This is a genomic window from Anaerotignum faecicola, from assembly GCA_024460105.1.
GTDB lineage: Bacteria > Bacillota > Clostridia > Lachnospirales > Anaerotignaceae > JANFXS01.
In genome coordinates this window covers 488,489-507,335 of the sequence record JANFXS010000002.1, presented here as the reverse complement: position 1 = coordinate 507,335, position 18,847 = coordinate 488,489, and the positions used below count along the sequence as shown (strand labels likewise).

Genomic DNA, 18,847 nt, shown 5'->3' with positions numbered 1-18,847 from the left:
GCGGCGAAATATATGAAATGATAATTGACAAACTGGTTGAGATGATACAGGAAGGCAAACTGCGTCCTGAGGAAAAAATATTTTCGGAAAACCAGCTTTCAAAAAATCTAAGCGTTTCCCGCGCCCATGTAAGGGACGTTTACAGCGCGTTAAGCATACTCGGCATTGTTGAAAGCAGACAGGGCGAGGGAACATTTTTTAAATCGTCCGACAGTGAAATGGCGTATAAAATGCTGTTTATAATGATGCATATGGGAGCGACGTCTATTGAGGATATAATGGAAGTAAGGCAGATAATCGAAATAGGCGTTGCCGAAAAGGCCGCCGTGAACCGTTCAAGCAGGGACGTTTCCGACCTTTTGAACTGTGTAAGGCGTATGGAGAAGTGCGTTGACGAAAGCGAGCTGTCAAAACTTGACAGCGAGCTGCACAAAATAATCGCAAAAGCTTCCGGCAACACTCTTTTAACCGGACTTTCCCAAATAATATCAGGTTATACTATAAAGGCAATCAAAGAACACTGGAATTATATTGTCCATGACAAGGATCCTGCCGTTAAAAGGCGTACTTTTGAACAGCATGAAGAGCTTGTTAATGCGATAGTTAATAAAAAGCCTTATATAGCGAAAGTAATTGCGCAGGAGCACCTTTCATTTGTGGAAGGAAGCCTTGCCAGATACTGGCAAAAATCACAGTCAAAAAATAAAAGCGGGTTAAAGTGAAAGGAAAAGAGGGACTTAAATTGCATAAAATTGGCGTAATTAACACAAGCGCCGTAACTTTGGATACGCTTACGGCTCTTTTTTCGGAGATACTTCCAGGCGTTGAGATAATAAATATAGTTGACGACAGCCTTTTAAGGGAAGTTAAGGCTGTAGGCCATATAACTCCCGACATAATTGCAAGAATGGCGGGATATGCCCTTAACCTTGAAAAAATGGGCGTTGAAGCTATACTTAACCAATGCTCGTCGGTATCTGAAGCCGTAGATGTAATTGAGAAGATGATTTCTGTTCCATATATTAAAATCGATAAGCCTATGGCGGAGAAAGCCTGTAAGATCGGAAGAAATATTACGGTAATAGCGACAGTAAATTCGACAGTTAAGCCAAGCTGTGAGCTTGTTGAGAATACGGCTGTGGAAATGGGCAGGGATGTAACTGTTAAAAGGCGGCTTGTAGACGGCGCTTTGGATGTGCTTATGAGCCAGGGCGGAAAGGAAAAGCATGACGCTTTGGTTCTTAAAGCCATTGAAGAAGAGGCGGACGCCGCCGACGTAATAGTTCTTGCGCAGGGCAGTATGTACGGCATGCTGCCGCTTGTAAGCCATATAAGTGTGCCGGTGCTTGCAAGCCCGAGGATAGCCGTTGAATATTTGAAAGATATGCTGGACATTTAGCGGTATATGGCGGTAAATCTTAGATTCATGTTATTTGCTTTAAATGCAGATTTTGCTGAATAAACAGCATAACGCCGGTTTTTTGATAAAAGACAGGCTTATGTATAAATGCGGCCGTATAAGATATTTTTTGCCGCGGCAACACTCTTTTTCATAATTGACCGCCGTTTCGGATATTATAATCCGGAACGGCGGCATATTTTTTATAAAATATCTAACGTAAAAGCGATTGTTTTTATTGAAAAATAAATTGTTATGTGGTATTTTATTAAGATATTACCAAACTAAAGAATATATTTAAAGGAAGGATGAGGGAACGTATGTCAAGTAAACATACACACAAAAGGGGCGAGTGGAGCAGCAGTTTGGGATTTATACTTGCGGCTGCCGGTTCCGCCGTTGGATTGGGAAATATATGGAAGTTTCCGGGCAGGGCTTATAACGGCGGCGGCGGAGTATTCCTGCTTGTTTATATTTTGATTGTTGTTTTTATAGGATCTGTTGCAATGCTTGCAGAGTTTACAGTCGGAAGGAATACAAAAAGCAATGCGGTGGGAGCGTTTAAGAAACTCGGACCCAAATGGAGGATTGCCGGCTGGCTTGGAATTATAACGGGATTTATAGTTTCGTGCTACTATATACAGGTTGGAGGATGGGTGCTTGATTATATAATAGCTTATATAACGGAGTCACAGGCGGTTTATGCGGATCCGCTTAATTATTTTTATAATATGCTGGGACAAAACGGCTTTCCTGTGATGAGCGCTATCGTATATCCTGCTGTATTTTTAATTGTATGCGTTGTCGTACTTTTAAAAGGCGTTTCGGGCGGTATTGAAAAGTTTAATAAGGTTGCGATGCCGGGCCTTTTATTACTTCTTATAGTTCTTCTTATAAGAAGCCTTACGCTTCCCGGTGCGGAAGAGGGCATTAAATACATGTTCCATATTGATCTGAGCTATCTTAATGCAGGCACTGTTTTGTCAGCGTTGGGACAGGCGTTTTATTCATTAAGCCTTGGCCTTGCTATCATGGTTACATATGGCTCGTATCTTAAAAAAGAAGAAAATTTAGAGAGAAATGTTGGCATGATATGCTTTTTTGACACGTTTGTTGCCCTTACGGCTGGCTTTATCATTATACCGGCGGTATTTGCAACAGGAGTGGAACCGGGCATGGGCGGCGGATTTGCTTTTGCATCCCTTGCGGGCGTATTTGAACAGATGACAGGCGGAGCGTTTTTCGGAGCTTTATTCTATTTGCTTCTGCTTTTTGCCGCGCTTACGTCTGAAATTTCCATAATAGAAGGTACAGTTGCCTTTGTAAGCGAGGAATTTCACGTTGACAGGAAGAAAACCATAATCATTTTATCTGTTATAATGTTTGTAATCGGAATATTCTACACATTAAGCCAGGTTTATTTGCCTATAAAAGGAATTTGGTTCGATTTTGTAAACGGTATCCAGTATCCGTCCTTCGGAAACTTTATGGAATTTATTACCGACAGGTTTACAATGCCTCTCGGCGCATTAATATTCTGTATATTTGTCGGCTGGAGATGGGGAACAAAAAATGCCGTTGCCGAAGTTAGGCAGAACGGAATGTTCGAATTTAAGCTTGCCGGAGTTTGGAGCGTTATGGTAAAATTTGTAGTTCCGGTAGCTATATTTGCAATACTTGTATGCGGCCTTGTATTCGGCATGTCGATGAGTTAATTGATAAAAAAGCTGAAATGGTGTATCATAATAATATGGTACGCCATTTTTTGTTTGAAAGACGAATACGTTTTGTATTTCGTAAAAAATCGGCAAAACCATAAATATTAATGTATAAGGAGAAAAATATGTTAAAAATAGGATGCCATTTGTCATCTTCTAAGGGATTCTGTGCCATGGGTGCGGACGCTTTAAAAATAAATGCCAATACGTTTCAGTTTTTTACAAGAAATCCCAGGGGAAGCAAGGCGAAGGAGATTGATGCAAGCGATGTGGAGAGGTTTATCAAAATTGCGCATGATAATAATTTCGGAAAGATAATAGCCCATGCCCCATATACTATCAATCCATGTTCAAATAATGAAAAAACAAGGGAATTTGCATGGCAGACTATGGCCGATGATTTAAAGCGCATGGAGTATCTTCCTGGGAATTTATATAATTTCCATCCGGGAAGCCACGTTGGCCAGGGAAGCGAAGAAGGGATCAGGCTTATTTGCGAAACGCTTAATTCTATACTGTTTAAAGACATGTCGACAACCGTGCTTCTTGAAACAATGAGCGGCAAAGGTACGGAAATAGGGCGAAGCTTTGAAGAAATACGCGCAATAATAGACGGCGTTGAATTAAAAGATAAAATAGGCGTCTGCATGGATACATGTCATATACATGACGGAGGGTATGATATTGTAAATAACCTTGAAGGCGTGCTTGACGAATTTGATCGTGTTATAGGCATCGGCTATTTAAAAGCAGTGCACCTAAACGACAGCATGAACCCCGTCGGCAGTCATAAAGACAGGCATGCAAAAATCGGACAGGGGGAAATAGGCCTTAACGCTCTTGTCAATGTTGTTAACAACCCAAGGCTCCAAGGCCTTCCGTTCTGCCTTGAAACCCCGAACGAATTAGACGGATATAAAGCGGAGATTGAACTTTTGCGGGGATTTTATGCAGGCGGTTAATGCATGGTGATAAGGAAATAAGCGCTACGGCATGTTGCAAAGATATATGTTGAAGAGTTGGACAACTTTTTGGATAAGATAGGTTTACGGGAAGGAATATGTGGACAACATGAGCCCGTTATTGGTTACTGCTGTTTTTGGTTTTACATAGCGGGTATGGCCATTATGCAGATTCAGTTTACAAGGGGACACACGCCCACAAGGAGAAATTTTCTTCATTTCCGCGTTGCATATGCTTGCCATAGGAACCGCTGTGCCGGCGCATATGCGCCTTGAACTGCAAAAAAATTTTTCATTGTGAGGTCGGTGAGTTTTAGCGGACGTTAGCGGCGTAAGAGCAATGCAAAGAGGAGCAAGGCGCAGCGGTTGCTGCGGCAGGCGGTTTTAACACAGCCATTGCTCTGCTAACGTCCGTTAAAACCGTGTGTGCTCTTGTAAATGAAGCTAAGGCCTAAGGCCCGTATATAAATATGAATGGAAGAGTATAACAAATAACGGCCTGTATCGCATTTTAAATGCAATACCAGGCCGCTTTTTTATTTATATTATTCAACTGTTACCGATTTTGCAAGGTTTCGCGGTTGGTCAATGTCGGTACCGAGTTTTTTGGCAACATAGTATGCAAAAAGCTGGGTGGTAACGTTTGCTATTACAGGGGCTGTAACCCAACTGCTGCGCGGAACATATATAATGTCGTCAACTTCGTCCTTAAAGCCGTCGTTGCCTTCAAGGGCTATAGCGATAACTTTAGCCCCCCTGGCTTTAACTTCTTTAATGTTTGAAAGGGTTTTCTCAAACAAATCTTCCTGAGTAAGCATGGCAATAACAAGAGTGCAGTCCTCAATCATGGCGATAGGGCCGTGTTTGAGTTCTCCGGCGGCATAGGCCTCGCTGTGGAGATATGCGATTTCTTTAAGTTTCAGCGAGCTTTCCATACTCACAAGGTAGTCTAGCCCGCGGCCGATGTAGAACACATTTTTAGACTGTATATATTTATCGGCGAGTTTTTCTTCTATTATGCTTTTTTGAAGTACCTGTGATATTTTGGACGGAACCTGGCGGAATTCCTCTTTATATTTTTTAAATTCATCGGCGGTGATTTTTCCTGTTTCCATTGCTATATGGAAACATATAAGTTCCATAGCCATAACCTGCGCCGTAAACGCCTTGGTAGACGCAACGGAAATTTCAGGCCCTGCAAGTATATAAAATACGTCGTCCGCTTCCCTTGCTATTGAACTGCCCACAGTGTTGACTATTGCAAGCACACGCGCGCCGTTCTTTTTGGCAATCCGCAGGGCTTCAAGGGTGTCGGCCGTTTCGCCGCTTTGGGATACGACGATTAAAAGCGTATTCTCGTCAATTATAGGATCTTTATACCTGAATTCGCTTGCAACATCGGCAAATACCGGTATCCTTGCAAGTTTTTCTATTAAGTATTTCCCCATAAGCCCCGCATGGTATGCCGTGCCGCATGCAACAACATATATCCTGTTTATTTTTTCGAGATCTTCTTTTTTCAGGTTAATACCCTCGAGATCTATAAAGTCTTTGCTGTCGGGCATACGTTTTGACAAAATATCCTGAACAATTTTAGGCTGTTCGTTTATTTCTTTTATCATGAAATGTTCATAGCCGTCTTTTTCGGCGGCGTCAATATCCCAGTTGACTTTAAATATGTCGTGGTGTACGGGTTCTTTGTTGATATTATATATATCAACGCTGTCTTTTTTAACAACCGCGACTTCATCGTTGTCAACAAGGTAAACGTCCCGTGTGTGGTGGAGTATTGCCGGAATATCTGAGGATACAAAATTTTCGCCTTTGCCAAGCCCGATTACAAGAGGGCAGTTTTTCCTTGCGGCAATTATCGTATCCGGGTGATCCCTGCAAAGTATGGCAAGGGCGTACGCCCCTTCGATTTTGTTTAAAACCATGAATACGGAATCAAAGAAAGAGTTGCCTTGTTTATAGTAGTAATCCATAAGATGGGCTACGGTTTCTGTGTCCGTATCGGATACGAATTTGTAGCCCTTTGACGATAAATCTTCTTTAATATCCATATAGTTTTCTATTATCCCGTTATGAACGACCGCTATCAGTCGGTCGCCGCTCATATGCGGGTGCGAGTTTATGTCGCTGGGCGCGCCGTGGGTTGCCCAGCGGGTATGCCCTATGCCTACTGTGCCTTCAATAGGATTTTCTTCAAGCTTTTTTGCAAGGTTTACAAGCTTGCCGCGGGATTTAATCATATTTATTTTCGTACCGTTATGGACTGCAATCCCGGCGGAATCATAACCCCTATATTCAAGCTTGGTTAAACCGTCCATAAGTATGGACGGGGCCTGTTTGGAGCCGATATATCCAACTATGCCGCACATTTTAAAACCTCCTTACTGAAGCTTTTTTTCTATAAGCAGTGCAAGCTTATTTGCCTCATTATTCATCAATTCTATGTTTTTGCCTTCAATCATTACCCTTACAAGGGGTTCGGTTCCGCTTGTGCGTATGAGAACTCGGCCTTCCCCGGCAAATAATTCTTTTACTCTTTCTATTGCTTCGCGGATTTCCGAAACTTCCATAAAGGTGTTTTTCTTTGCATTATTTACGCGTGCGTTAACAAGCACCTGCGGAAGGGATTCCATAACCTTAGCAAGCTCAGACGCTTTTTTTCCGCTTTCCTTTAAAACGGTCAGGACCTTGATGGCGGTAAGCACGCCGTCGCCGGTTGTATTGTCGTCTAAAAAGATAATGTGGCCGGACTGTTCCCCGCCTATATTAAAGCCGCCGTTTATCATTTTTTCCAGAACATAACGGTCTCCTACGTTTGCCTGTTCGATATTAACGCCGTGTTTTTGGCCCATTAAAATAAAGCCCAGGTTACTCATAACAGTGCCTACAATCGTATTGTTTTTAAGGGTGCCGTTATTTTTCATGTAAAGCCCGCAGATTGCAAGAAGTTTGTCGCCGTCTATAAGTTCGCCGTTTTCATCAACCGCAAGACATCTGTCGGCGTCGCCGTCAAAAGCAAAGCCTATATCGGCCCCGTTTTCGACTACGAATTTTTTTAGATCCTCCATATGGGTCGAACCGCAGTTTTTATTTATATTTGTGCCGTCGGGGTCGTTATGGATAATACACATGGACGCCCCGAGGTTGAGTATGGAAATGGGGGCCGCTTTATATGCCGCGCCGTTGGCACAGTCGAGGGCGACTTTTATGCCTTTAAGGTTGGCTGTCGTTGATTTTGTAAGAAATTCTATATAGTCCTCAATAGCGTCGTCGCAGATTGATTTTGTGCCTACAAGCGCGCCTGTGGGCTGAGGGATACTGTCAAAACTATTAAAAAGCAAATCCTCGATTTCGTCTTCAAGATTATCGTGAAGTTTATATCCGTCTTTATTAAAAAATTTAATACCGTTGTATTCCACCGGGTTGTGGGATGCGGAAATAACAACGCCTGCATCCAGGCCGTACCGGCGTACCAGATAAGCGACAGCCGGGGTCGGTACAATTCCGGCAAGCACGGCGTGAGCGCCAACGGAACATATGCCCGAAACAAGTGCGCTTTCAAGCATATCGCCGCTTATACGGGTATCCATTCCTACAAGTATTCTGGGTGCATGGTCAGTTTCTTTGGTAAGAACATATGCGCCTGCGCGTCCGAGGCGGTATGCAAGCTCTCCCGTAAGGTCGGTGTTTGCAATGCCCCTGACTCCGTCTGTGCCAAAAAGCTTTCCCACAGAAATTCCTCCTTAAAATAAATATGTAAAGCTAACTAAACTATTATATCATTTAATGTTATCAGCGACAACAAATTTATTTATTTTATGCCGCCGCATAATTTTATATTGCATATGAAGCCAAATGTCGCCGTACTGCAACAATGTTTTGCGTATTTTAATTTTAAAAAGCGTAAAAAATAATTCTGTTTATTAATGCATGGCGTTTTGTATTGGGTTAAATGCCAAATATTCATTGAAAACCGACGCGTTTTAAATTGACGTTTTATTCCATGTGTTATATCATTCGGTTAATATGAATTTTAATTGGGGGGATTGCATTGGAAAACAGCAGGAAATACCTTATATATACCCACATTGCGATTGCTATGTTTGGTAGCGCAAGCCTTTTTGGGAAGCTTGTGCATCAGCCGGCTCTGGTAATAGTTGCGGGAAGAGTTTTTTTTTCGGCATTGGCTCTTGGCATATTCTTTGCATTTAAGCGGATTTCTGTTAAAATGGAAAGTAGGAAGGATTATATTTTAATGCTTCTTTTAGGCGTTATACTTGCGGCACATTGGATTTGTTTTTACAGGAGCATACAAGATTCTACAGTTGCCATCGCGCTTTTAACTTTTTCAACATGCCCGATATTTACAACTTTTATAGAGCCTTTTTTCTTTAGGCAGCGTATAAGGATCAGAGATATATTTACGGCTTTGGCAACGTTTGCGGGCGTCTTATTTGTCGTGCCTAAGGGCGATATATCGGGAGGCATGCTTTTGGGAGCTGTTGAGGGTATTTTTTCGGGTATAACGTTTTCTTTCCTTTCGATAATAGAAAAGATGTGTATTGTGAAATATAAAGGGTATGTTATATCTTTTTATGAGCAGTTTGTTGCTTTTTTTGCAGTGCTGCCGTTTGTAATGGTCACGGGAATAAGCGGCATGACCGTTATGGATTTAAGCATGCTGGTTATTTTGGCGCTTGTTTTTACTCTGCTTTCAAGAACGCTTTTTATAACGGGGCTTAAAGGAATAAGCGCCCAAGCGGCCGGAGTAATAAATAGTTTAGAACCATTATATGGAATTGTACTTGCAGCCGTGATATTGGACGAAATACCTTCGGCGGGAGAAATTTTCGGCGGAATTATCATACTTTCGACAGTGATGTATTCTTCATTTTCGACTGTAAGGGACAGTTCAAATGGTTTAGATGCAAAGGGATAGAATAAATAGTTTAAGAGGTGAGAATTAAATGGCAGTTATATATTTAGCGGGCGGATGCTTTTGGGGCACGGAACATTTTTTTAAACAGGTAAAAGGCGTTACGGGAACATCTGTGGGATATGCCAACGGAACGACGGAAAATCCCAAGTACGAAGACGTGTGCGCAGGGACGACCGGTTTCGCGGAAACGGTAAAGATTGAATATGATGAAAGATTGGCGCCGCTTTGGTTTCTTCTGGATCTGTTTTATATGACAATCGACCCTACGAGCCTTAACAGACAGGGCAACGATTTCGGAACACAGTATAGGACGGGAATTTATTATGTTAATGAAAACGACAGGGAAGTTATAGAAAATTCTATAAAAGATTTAGGCAAAAAGGTGGAAGGGAAAGTTGTTATTGAAGTAATGCCGCTTAAAGTGTTTTATGATGCGGAAACGATGCACCAGGATTATTTAAAGAAAAATAAATTCGGATACTGCCATATAGACCGCTCTCTTTTTGAACTAGCCAGAAATGCCGTGCCGGAAAGCAAGAACGGATATAATTACAGGCATGAACTTATGAAGCTTGAGCAGTACAATGTTACGCAGTATGGGGCTACTGAAAAACCCTACGGAAATGAATATTGGAACTGTTTTGACGACGGGATATATATAGATATTGTAAGCGGGGAGCCGTTATTTACTTCAAAAGATAAATTTTTCTCAGACTGCGGCTGGCCGAGTTTTTCAAAAACCATAAACGAAAAAGAAATAACGGAAAAGGCCGATTTAGGTTACGGCATGGAACGCACTGAAGTACGGGGTACGTCAAGCGGGGCGCATCTTGGGCATGTATTTGACGACGGTCCGGAGGAAAGCGGCGGGCTGAGGTACTGCATAAACAGTGCGGCGGTTGATTTTATACCGAAAAGCGAAATGGAAAACAGGGGATACGGTCGCCTTCTGTATCTTTTTGAGTAAGAATGTTTGATATTGCCTAAAGCAAGACATATTGTTTTGCGCATTGGGTGCGTAATTTGATAATACAAATTATATATCTTAACGGTTTTGTAAGATAATACGGACGTTTGATTTTGATCTGCCGACGAAAATCAATGCCGGCTGATTAAGGCAAAAGAATGGGTATTTAGTTTACAATGTTATCATAGATAAAACCGGTTTATAATCGGATACAGGATATGGATTCTCTCATAAAGGTTTGCCAAATCGTATTATTTTCTTAAGTTTTCATAGATCCGGTTTACAAAAGCACACACGGTTTTAACGGATGCCAGCGGTGCAATAGCTGTGTTAAAGCCGCTTGCCGTAGGAGCCGCGGTGGCTGCGCGTATTTGGATCTGCCCGTAAGCCGCCGACACTTTTCTCAACCCTTTAATTCCGTATGGAGAAATTTTTTGTTATTCAAGGCGCAAATATGCAGGCATGCCCGTAGGCAGGTATACGAACCGTGTGAGAATCATGGCGCGGAGCGTTCCCCACGGGGGAATCCGAAATTTTGGTTAGGTATTTGCAGCTCGGAAGAGCAGAAAAATTTATAATTTGGCGTGCATATGTTCTTGTAGACTGAAGGCAACTGCAAATAAAAAAACGGAAGGATTTAGCCCTTCCGGTTTTTTATTTTATTCAAGTATATAAACTGTAACATTGCGCCTTCCCCAACTGAAAGCTTCATTAACCGTATCATAGCAGAGGTCTATTTTATTGCCTTTAATTGCGCCGCCTATATCCGCCGCAACGGCATATCCGTATCCGGGTATATAAACTTCTGTGCCGAGAGGTATAACGTTCGGATCAACGGCTATAACGCCTTTGGTTGCAAAAGCCCCTGTATATGTGTAGTCGCTGCATCCGGCATCAAACCTTGTATAGCCCGTAGCGGTTACATTGAGGGCGCTTTTGTATGAATATCCCGCAATTTCGCCGCTTGCGGCTTTAGTTTCGGGTTTCTTTGTTTCTTTTACTTCCGGAACTTCGCCTGTGCCTATGTGGATTATTTCTTTTACGGGAGTTGCCGAAACGGTTTTTCCAATCTCTTCGGATTCGATAAGCTCCGCGCCTTTGTATGTGTTTTTAACCGTTATGGTTGCAACGCCTTCGCTTCCCGCCTGTTTAACTTCCTTTGTGCCTTTCGGAAGGGCGTCTGTTTCGACTGTTTCCGTTTCAAACGGTATATTTGTGGTTTCGGTTAAGACAACTTCTTTAATTGTTGAAAGCTTTATTTCAAGATTTTTGCTGATCCTTGTTGATTCGTCTACATTTTCGGGGATGAATGATGAGCCTATGGTTTTTTCGTAATCTTTAAGAAGCTCGCCTACAGTGTCTTTGTTTGTATAAACTATTCTGGGCGCATCGTCTATTACGATATAAACGGGTATTGCGCGTTCAATGTTTATTACGTCGTTATTTTTTAATTCGGCAGTAAGCTTTTTGGAGATTTCATCTTCCTCGCCTAAAGTTATACCGAGTTCATCGAGGAGTTCCCCGACAGTTTCTGCATTTGTAGTAACTTTTTCATCATAATCAAGGTCTATAACCTGAACTGTCTTTTCATCAGAGTAGGCTGAAACTGTTCCTGTGCAGATTATAAGCGCGGCAAGCACCATAATGAGCACTTTAAGTTGTTTTGTCATTATTTACCTCCTTAGAATATCCAAAACATAAACGTCTTTTGCGGATACCTTTTTAGTTATTTTTGACCATTTTTGCAAAGATTAATCACTGGCAGGAAAAAAGGATATATACTATATGCATATACCCTTTATTAATCTTTACTCCTAGTATATTAACACATTTGTAACAATTATGCAACAAAATCGGAAAAAAATTGCCCATACGATTAATTTTTGTTAATAATTAATGCTTTTGTCATGTATATAACGTATATAATGGGCGGTGTTATTATAATTTTAATAAATGAAAAAATTGCGATTTAGTAATAATCACAATAAAAAACGGAAGATTTTACATTGAAAAGAAATTTGTTTTTTTAGGCGGCATGGGAGAATATAAAGTTGGCTTTGGGATTAATTTTACAAAATTTTAATTGATATGCGGCAGAAATTTGAAGTCGGCAGTAACTATAATTATAAAGTTTTAAAAGGAATGATGAGGATACAAGGTGTGTTTTAAGTTGAGAGAAAGTTAATAAGGCCTTCGATTTACAAAGAAAATAAACGGCATGAAACGCATAAATGCGGCGATAATGACGTTATGCGTATCGGAATATATTCCGCACATGCTTTGCCGCATTGAAAAAACATGTATTTCCGGCACACAGACGACGGCATTTTGAATTTTTTGCGATTAATGGCCGCGTATTGATGATAAATTGAGGCATAGGTTGCTAGAAAGCAGCATAAATAAATACTGCCGGAATTGGATTTTTAAGATCTCCATACAGAAAAACGGAAGAAATTAAAACGTCATGCATGTGTGATTTTATAATTGAATGTGCGTGCATTAAATATAAACTGTGCGTGTTCAAAAGGAAAAATAAAAAACAGTACGGATGCAAGCAGTATTACAAACCGTACTGTACGCTTATATTTTTTACAGCGCGGATAAGAAAGGATTTATCCGCCGCAAATATTTCAGGCATTGGATATGTTAAAAAGCTTTACAGCGTTATTTTTTGTTATTTCCGCAACTTCCTTATGCGGTATATTTTTTATTTGCGATATTTTTTCCGCAATATATTCCAAGTACATCGAATTATTTCGTTTGCCGCGCATAGGCGCCGGGGCGAGATAAGGGCAGTCGGTTTCGATAACTATTTTTTCGATGGGTACTGCTTCCGCAACTTCAACTGTTTTTCTGGCGTTATTATATGTTAAAACGCCGCCTAAGCCAATATAAAAACCCATTTCGATGTAATCAAGGGCCATTTGAGCGCTTCCGCTGTAACAATGTATAACACCTTTTGAAACGCCGCTTGATTTTATTATGTCAAAACATTCCTGTGCCGCGTCGCGGCTGTGGATTATAACCGGAAGATCAAGTTCGTCGGCAAGCTCAAGTTGCCGTTTAAACCAATAACGCTGTTTGTCACGCGGTGAAGTATCATAATAATAGTCGAGGCCTATTTCGCCTATGGCAACTATTTTATCATTTTTAGAGTAATCCCTTAAAAGGTTTATATCGCTTTCGCATGTTTTTTTTGCATTATGCGGGTGTATGCCCACAGCTCCGTATATAAACGGGTATTTTTTTATCAGTTCCAGCGTTTTTTTTGCAGAATCGATACTTTCGCCTGAATTTAGGATTAAATCTACATTTTTATTATGCATTTCTGTTAAAAGCTCGTCACGGTCTTGGTCAAACCGTTCGTCGTCATAATGTGCGTGGCTGTCAAAGTACATAAATATAAAACCTCCTGTAACAAATAGCGGCTGTCAGCGGTAACGGAAACAGCGGAACTATTTTATAAATTATGAGGGACATTTTTCAAAGCGAAAAACAATATTGGTTTAATCAAAGAGTTATTTTGCACTTTGGCGGCGCCTAAAGCCGTAAGCCTGAAGAACAGACATGCCATGACTGCAAAATACAGCTTAAAATCAATAAGGCCGCCTTTAAATACATGTATTAATAACGCGTTTCTTTCGGTTTGGGACGTATATACGTCTTATCGGCTATATGCAGGAAGGACGCAGATATTTCTGCCGCTTTAATGCAAATTTACGGGCGGTTTCGTAAAATAACGGGAATCCATATCAGCAGTTCAGACAACAGGCCGCCGATACCGTAATAACGGCGGGCAGCCTGGTTTTTCCGTTTTATATCCTTGTTTAAACCTTGCGGGTTAAATAATTACCTGACTTCAAATCCTCCGCCGAACCCTTTGTCGTTGGAAACAAGGGATAAGTTTCCGTCGGCGTCCTCGGCACAGAGTATCATGCCGTGGGAAACTTCGCCCATCATTTTTCTTGGGGCGAGGTTGGCGACGACAACAACCTTTTTGCCTGCCATTTCTTCAGGGGTATAGTATTTTGCTATTCCGGAAAGTATTGTCCTTGTTTCATCGCCCATTTTAACTGTGTTTTTCAAAAGCTTTTTAGAGCCTTTCACGGCTTCGCTTGCAATAACTTCTCCGGTTACAAGCTGTATTTTGGCAAAGTCGTCTATGGTTATTTCGTTAAATTCCTCTTTGCCGTTTTCTTCTTTTGCCGTTTTGTTCGCAATGCTTTCGGCCTGTGCGGCTTTAAGCGCCGTTTCAAGTTCTTCAAGTTCTTTTTTCATATCGATGCGCGGGAAGAGCGCCGGGCCTTTCTTAACTGTCAGATCATGTGCCATAAGCCCCCATTTGCGTATTGAATCCCACTCCCTAAGCCTTTCGTCGTTTATATTAAGCTGCTGCCATATAGCTTTTGGCGCATTGGGCATAAACGGCTGAAGCATAATTGATATAATACGTATGCTTTCCGCCACGTTATAAAGCGCGCCTGCAAGAAGAGGAGTTTTTTCGGCGTCTTTGCAGAGTACCCATGGCTGTGTTTCGTCAATATATTTGTTTGTGCGGCGTATAAGAGCCCAAAGCTCGCTGAGAGCGTCGCTGAAGAGCATTTTATCCATATAGCCTTCAAATTTTTTAACTGTTTCGCCTGACGTTTTGATAAGGTCGGTATCAAATTCCGTAGAATCCTGTTCATAAGGCAGTGTGCCGCCGAAATATTTTTCAATCATGCCGACAGTCCTGGAAACAAGGTTTCCGAGGTCGTTTGCAAGGTCTGAGTTAATGCGCTGTATAAGGGCTTCGTTTGTAAAATTGCCGTCCTGGCCGAAAGCGACTTCCCTTAAAAGGAAATAGCGTATTGAGTCTAGGCCGTATTTATCTACAAGCACCTTAGGGTCCACAACATTTCCTTTGGATTTCGACATTTTTCCGCCGTCTATTATAAGCCAGCCGTGGCCGAACACCTGCTTTGGCAGAGGAAGATCAAGGGCCATAAGCATTGCCGGCCATATGATTGTGTGGAAACGGACTATTTCTTTTCCGACAAGGTGCACGTCGGCCGGCCAGTATTTTTTATAAAGCTCGTCATGCTCCGTGCCGTAGCCTAAAGCGGTGATATAGTTTGAAAGAGCGTCAACCCACACATATACTATATGGCCCGGATCAAAGTCCACAGGGATGCCCCATTTGAAAGAAGTACGGCTTACGCAAAGGTCGTCAAGGCCCGGTTTTAGGAAGTTGGAAATCATTTCTGTCTGTCTGGACTGAGGGGATATGAAGCCGGGGTTATTTTCTATGTGTTCAATAAGCCTGTCCTGATATTTTGAAAGCCTGAAGAAATAGCTTTCTTCCTTAACTTTTTCGACTTCGCGTCCACAGTCGGGGCATTTCCCGTCGACAAGCTGGCGCTCGGTAAAGAATGTTTCACATGGAGTGCAGTACCAGCCTTCATATTCGGATTTATATATATCGCCTTTGTCATAAAGAGCCTTAAATATTTTCTTTACTGCTTCAACGTGGTAATCGTCGGTTGTGCGTATAAATTTGTCATATGATATATCGAGATCCTTCCATAAAGCTTTTATGCCGTCGACTATTTTATCTACATACTGTTTGGGGGTTACGCCCTGGCTTGTAGCTATTCTTTCGATTTTCTGTCCATGTTCGTCCGTTCCCGTTAAAAACATTACGTCATAGCCCCTGAGCCTTTTATAGCGCGCCATGGCGTCGGCCGCCACAGTGCAGTATGAGTGGCCGATGTGGAGCTTGTCGCTTGGGTAATAAATAGGCGTTGTTATATAAAACTTCTCACCGTTCAAAATAATCCCTCCGTTTATAAATCTGCTGAATAAATGTGGTTAATCATGTTATGATAGGTATTATATCTAATTTAGCATAAAAAAGCAAAAAAATTTAAAAAAAGGCTTAGATTCGGTTTACAGGGGCATACACGCCACACAAAGAAAAATTTTCAAAATATCGCTGCTGCATACGCTTGCCATAGGAACCGCTATGCCGACGCGCGTGGCTTTGAACTGCAAAAAATTTTTCCTTGCAAGGCTGTGAAATTTTAACTGACATAAGCGGCGTAAGAGCAATGCAGCGACGAACAGACGCCGATGAGCCAATGTCAAATGGTTTTAACACAGCAATTTCGCCGTTAATATCCGTTAAAACCGTGTGCGCTCTTGCAAACTGAAGCTAATTTCCCGCTTAATATCTGCATGAGCGGTATTTTGTTTAACGGCGCCGCGGTTTTGAAAGCCGCCGCCGCGATGCGGTACGGTTCAGGCCGCATTATCCGTTTTGTTTTGCTTATTGCGGCGGCAAAGGCTGTGCGGGAACAATATTTAAGATTGCTTTTATTTTGATACATAGGGATTTTTGCCGTATTTTATAATTTTCATGATTGAAAAACATATGTACATATGTTAAATTATAATCACGGGGAGAAGAAATATAGGAGGTATGTTGAATTGGTTGAAAAAAGAGTTAAAATAGTTAACCCGAGCGGTATGCATGCAAAAGCGTCGGCGCATTTTATTTCCTTCGTTTTTAAATACAAAAGCGATATTAAAATTATAAGCGGCACAAAGGAAGCCAATGCCAAAAGCATACTCAACCTTATTATGCTGAGCCTTAATTACGGAGACGAAGTTATACTCAGGGCCGAAGGAAAAGACGAACAGCAGGCTGTCGATGAAATCTCCGCATTTATGGAAAATATGCGCGAGTAAGTAAAAATAATGTAAAATATATTTAAGTCCGTCAGGTTTTAAGCCTTTCGGGCTGTTTTTTATTTTTACAAATATTTTGCAATAAACAGCGTTTGGATTTTACAAGGCCGCATTATCATTGTCACTGTAAATAAACAAAAGGAGAATGATAAAAATGAAGAAAATATTAAGTGCGGTTTTAATGTTGTCAATGTGTACGGCGCTGTTTGCAGGATGTTCGTCAGGCAGCGACACACAGGCGTCTGCCGAAACGGATTCCAATACGCAGGCCGAAACTTCTGCCGATGGCGGCGATGAAGAAACCGGGGTCGGCGGCTTTGAAGGCGAAATTTCAGTTGTTTCAAGGGAAGACGGCTCAGGCACAAGGGGCGCTTTTATAGAGCTTTTCGGAGTTGAGGAAAAGAATGACGCCGGAGAAAAGGTCGACATGACTACTGAAGAAGCAAGCATTACAAACAGTACCGCCGTTATGATGACTACAGTGGCGGGCGATGAAGCGGCAATCGGTTATATTTCCCTCGGCTCGCTTAACGATACGGTTAAAGCGCTTTTAATCGACGGGGCTGAAGCAAGCGTAGAAACGATTAAAGACGGTACATATAAAATTTCAAGGCCGTTTAATATTGCAACAACAGACAATGTTTCGGAAACCGCACAGGATTTTATAAATTTCATTTTAAGCGATGAAGGTCAGGCTGTCGTTGAGGAAGCTGGATATATTTCAAACGGCTCGACGGGGGCGTTTGCAGGCGGAAACGTAAGCGGAAAAGTTGTTCTTGCCGGTTCTTCGTCGGTAACTCCCGTTATGGAAAAACTTAAAGAGGCTTATGTTGCGTTAAACCCAAATGTTGAAATAGAAGTTCAGCAGAGCGATTCTACAACGGGCATGAATTCTGTAATCGACGGCATATGCGACATAGGAATGGCAAGCCGCGAACTTAAAGACAGCGAAAAGGAAGCGGGGCTTAAAGATACGGTTATCGCAATCGACGGCATTGCGGTTATAGTGAACAATGAAAACCCAATCGGCGATATGTCAAGCGAAACTGTTAAAGCTATATATACAGGCGAAATTACGGACTGGAGCGAAGTACAGTAATCAAAGGTACGGGCCGCCTGCCTTTAAAGGCAAGCGGCCTGAATATTGTTTGTAAAGCCGGCGGCCGTGTGAAGGCGGGCTGGGTCGGTTTTGGCAAAACGGTCCTGAATAATATAAAAATATGCGCGGGGATTTTTTATGAATAAAGTGAATGAAAAAATAGCTAAATATATTTTCCTGATTGCCGCCTGCACGTCGGTTATTGCGGTGGCTGTAATATGCATTTTCCTTTTTGCCGGCGGGCTTCCGGCCATAGGGGAAATAGGGGCGGCGGATTTCCTTTTCGGCACGAAATGGAAACCCGGCAATAACATGTACGGGATACTCCCTATGATTTTAGGCAGTATATGCGTTACGGCGGGAGCGATAGCCGTGGGCGTGCCGATAGGTATTTTTACGGCGGTTTATATGGTTTATTTCTGTCCGAAACCGGTTTATAAAGTTATGAAGCCGCTGACTGAACTTATGGCCGGCATACCGTCGGTTGTATACGGTTTTTTCGGCCTTGTGGTTATGGTGCCGCTTATAAGGGAGGTATTTGACTGCAAAGGAAACGTAATGCTTACGGCGATACTTCTTTTGGGAATAATGATACTTCCTACTATTATAGGCGTAAGCGAAGCCGCCATAAGGGCGGTGCCGGGAAAATATTATCAGGGCGCGTTGGCTTTGGGCGCTACAAAAGAAAGAAGCATATTTTTTGCCGCCCTGCCGGCGGCCAAATCGGGAATACTTGCCGCCGTAGTGCTCGGCATAGGACGTGCTATAGGCGAAACAATGGCTGTGATAATGGTTGCCGGAAACCAGACGATGATGCCTAAAGGAATATTAAAAGGCGTAAGGACAATGACGGCGAATATAGTACTTGAAATGGGATACGCCGCCGATCTCCACAGGGAGGCGCTTATTGCAACGGGCGTTGTGCTTTTTACATTTATACTTATTATAAATCTTGTGTTTGCGGCGTTAAAAGAAAGCGGGGAGAGATAAAATGGATACGGCGGATACAGTCGGTGGCGTAA

General features: G+C 42.1%; 14 protein-coding genes. 9 read left to right on the top strand and 5 right to left on the bottom strand.

The features are described from left to right. The first annotated feature begins 17 nt into the window (after positions 1-17). From NE664_04880 to NE664_04865, 4 genes are all read left to right on the top strand, one after another. Complete coding sequence (locus tag NE664_04880) at positions 18-722, top strand: FCD domain-containing protein (protein ID MCQ4725998.1); 705 nt, start codon at positions 18-20, stop codon at positions 720-722. A 20-nt stretch (positions 723-742) separates the two neighbouring features. Continuing rightward, positions 743-1,399, top strand: a complete 657-nt coding sequence (locus NE664_04875) for an aspartate/glutamate racemase family protein (GenBank protein MCQ4725997.1) — start codon at positions 743-745, stop codon at positions 1,397-1,399. Between the two features lie 320 nt (positions 1,400-1,719). Next, positions 1,720-3,114, top strand: coding sequence for a sodium-dependent transporter (locus tag NE664_04870; protein MCQ4725996.1), 1,395 nt, complete (start codon positions 1,720-1,722; stop codon positions 3,112-3,114). Between the two features lie 128 nt (positions 3,115-3,242). Beyond that, a complete protein-coding gene (locus NE664_04865) occupies positions 3,243-4,079 on the top strand; it encodes a deoxyribonuclease IV (GenBank protein ID MCQ4725995.1) in 837 nt (278 codons plus the stop codon). Positions 4,080-4,624: 545 nt separating this feature from the next. Here NE664_04865 and glmS read toward each other — a convergent pair. Together glmS and glmM are read right to left on the bottom strand one after the other, a co-directional pair. Beyond that, positions 4,625-6,460 (bottom strand): glutamine--fructose-6-phosphate transaminase (isomerizing), encoded by a 1,836-nt coding sequence (glmS, locus tag NE664_04860; protein ID MCQ4725994.1) that lies wholly within the window; start codon positions 6,458-6,460, stop codon positions 4,625-4,627. 12 nt (positions 6,461-6,472) lie between these two features. Then, positions 6,473-7,822 carry a phosphoglucosamine mutase gene (gene glmM, locus NE664_04855; protein MCQ4725993.1) on the bottom strand — a complete coding sequence of 450 codons (1,350 nt, stop codon included), beginning with the start codon at positions 7,820-7,822 and terminating at the stop codon, positions 6,473-6,475. A 320-nt stretch (positions 7,823-8,142) separates the two neighbouring features. Between glmM and NE664_04850 the strand changes: the two genes are divergently transcribed. Then, entirely contained in the window at positions 8,143-9,030 is an 888-nt protein-coding gene (locus NE664_04850) for a DMT family transporter (GenBank protein MCQ4725992.1), read from the top strand. Positions 9,031-9,058: 28 nt separating this feature from the next. Beyond that, positions 9,059-9,997: a peptide-methionine (S)-S-oxide reductase MsrA gene (msrA, locus tag NE664_04845; GenBank protein ID MCQ4725991.1), complete on the top strand. Its 939-nt coding sequence runs from the start codon at positions 9,059-9,061 to the stop codon at positions 9,995-9,997. Between the two features lie 659 nt (positions 9,998-10,656). On the opposite strand, the gene NE664_04840 is transcribed toward msrA, so the two are convergent. The 3 genes from NE664_04840 to metG all read right to left on the bottom strand — a co-directional run bounded on the left by NE664_04840 (position 10,657) and on the right by metG (position 15,808). After that, positions 10,657-11,667 carry a 3D domain-containing protein gene (locus NE664_04840; GenBank protein MCQ4725990.1) on the bottom strand — a complete coding sequence of 337 codons (1,011 nt, stop codon included), beginning with the start codon at positions 11,665-11,667 and terminating at the stop codon, positions 10,657-10,659. A 960-nt stretch (positions 11,668-12,627) separates the two neighbouring features. Then, on the bottom strand, positions 12,628-13,395 hold the full coding sequence (locus NE664_04835) for a TatD family hydrolase (GenBank protein MCQ4725989.1): 768 nt from the start codon (positions 13,393-13,395) through the stop codon (positions 12,628-12,630). A gap of 451 nt (positions 13,396-13,846) precedes the next feature. After that, the gene (gene metG / locus NE664_04830; protein ID MCQ4725988.1) at positions 13,847-15,808 is read right to left on the bottom strand and encodes a methionine--tRNA ligase; all 1,962 of its coding nucleotides are present in this window, start codon (positions 15,806-15,808) and stop codon (positions 13,847-13,849) included. Positions 15,809-16,465: 657 nt separating this feature from the next. Here metG and NE664_04825 point away from each other — a divergent pair. The 3 genes from NE664_04825 (at position 16,466) to pstC (ending at position 18,815) form a co-directional block, all read left to right on the top strand. Continuing rightward, entirely contained in the window at positions 16,466-16,726 is a 261-nt protein-coding gene (locus NE664_04825; protein MCQ4725987.1) for an HPr family phosphocarrier protein, read from the top strand. A gap of 154 nt (positions 16,727-16,880) precedes the next feature. After that, the gene (locus NE664_04820; GenBank protein MCQ4725986.1) at positions 16,881-17,825 is read left to right on the top strand and encodes a substrate-binding domain-containing protein; all 945 of its coding nucleotides are present in this window, start codon (positions 16,881-16,883) and stop codon (positions 17,823-17,825) included. A gap of 138 nt (positions 17,826-17,963) precedes the next feature. Further along, positions 17,964-18,815, top strand: a complete 852-nt coding sequence (gene pstC, locus NE664_04815; protein ID MCQ4725985.1) for a phosphate ABC transporter permease subunit PstC — start codon at positions 17,964-17,966, stop codon at positions 18,813-18,815. Positions 18,816-18,847: the final 32 nt, after the last annotated feature.

Bases quoted from the DNA above. Each gene is read 5' to 3' on its own strand.
- NE664_04840 (MCQ4725990.1), bottom strand. From the start codon at position 11,667: ATGACAAAACAACTTAAAGTGCTCATTATGGTGCTTGCCGCGCTTATA.
- NE664_04835 (MCQ4725989.1), bottom strand. From the start codon at position 13,395: ATGTACTTTGACAGCCACGCACATTATGACGACGAACGGTTTGACCAA.
- NE664_04880 (MCQ4725998.1), top strand. From the start codon at position 18: ATGATAATTGACAAACTGGTTGAGATGATACAGGAAGGCAAACTGCGT.
- NE664_04820 (MCQ4725986.1), top strand. From the start codon at position 16,881: ATGAAGAAAATATTAAGTGCGGTTTTAATGTTGTCAATGTGTACGGCG.
- NE664_04865 (MCQ4725995.1), top strand. From the start codon at position 3,243: ATGTTAAAAATAGGATGCCATTTGTCATCTTCTAAGGGATTCTGTGCC.
- NE664_04870 (MCQ4725996.1), top strand. From the start codon at position 1,720: ATGTCAAGTAAACATACACACAAAAGGGGCGAGTGGAGCAGCAGTTTG.
- glmS (MCQ4725994.1), bottom strand. From the start codon at position 6,460: ATGTGCGGCATAGTTGGATATATCGGCTCCAAACAGGCCCCGTCCATA.
- msrA (MCQ4725991.1), top strand. From the start codon at position 9,059: ATGGCAGTTATATATTTAGCGGGCGGATGCTTTTGGGGCACGGAACAT.
- pstC (MCQ4725985.1), top strand. From the start codon at position 17,964: ATGAATAAAGTGAATGAAAAAATAGCTAAATATATTTTCCTGATTGCC.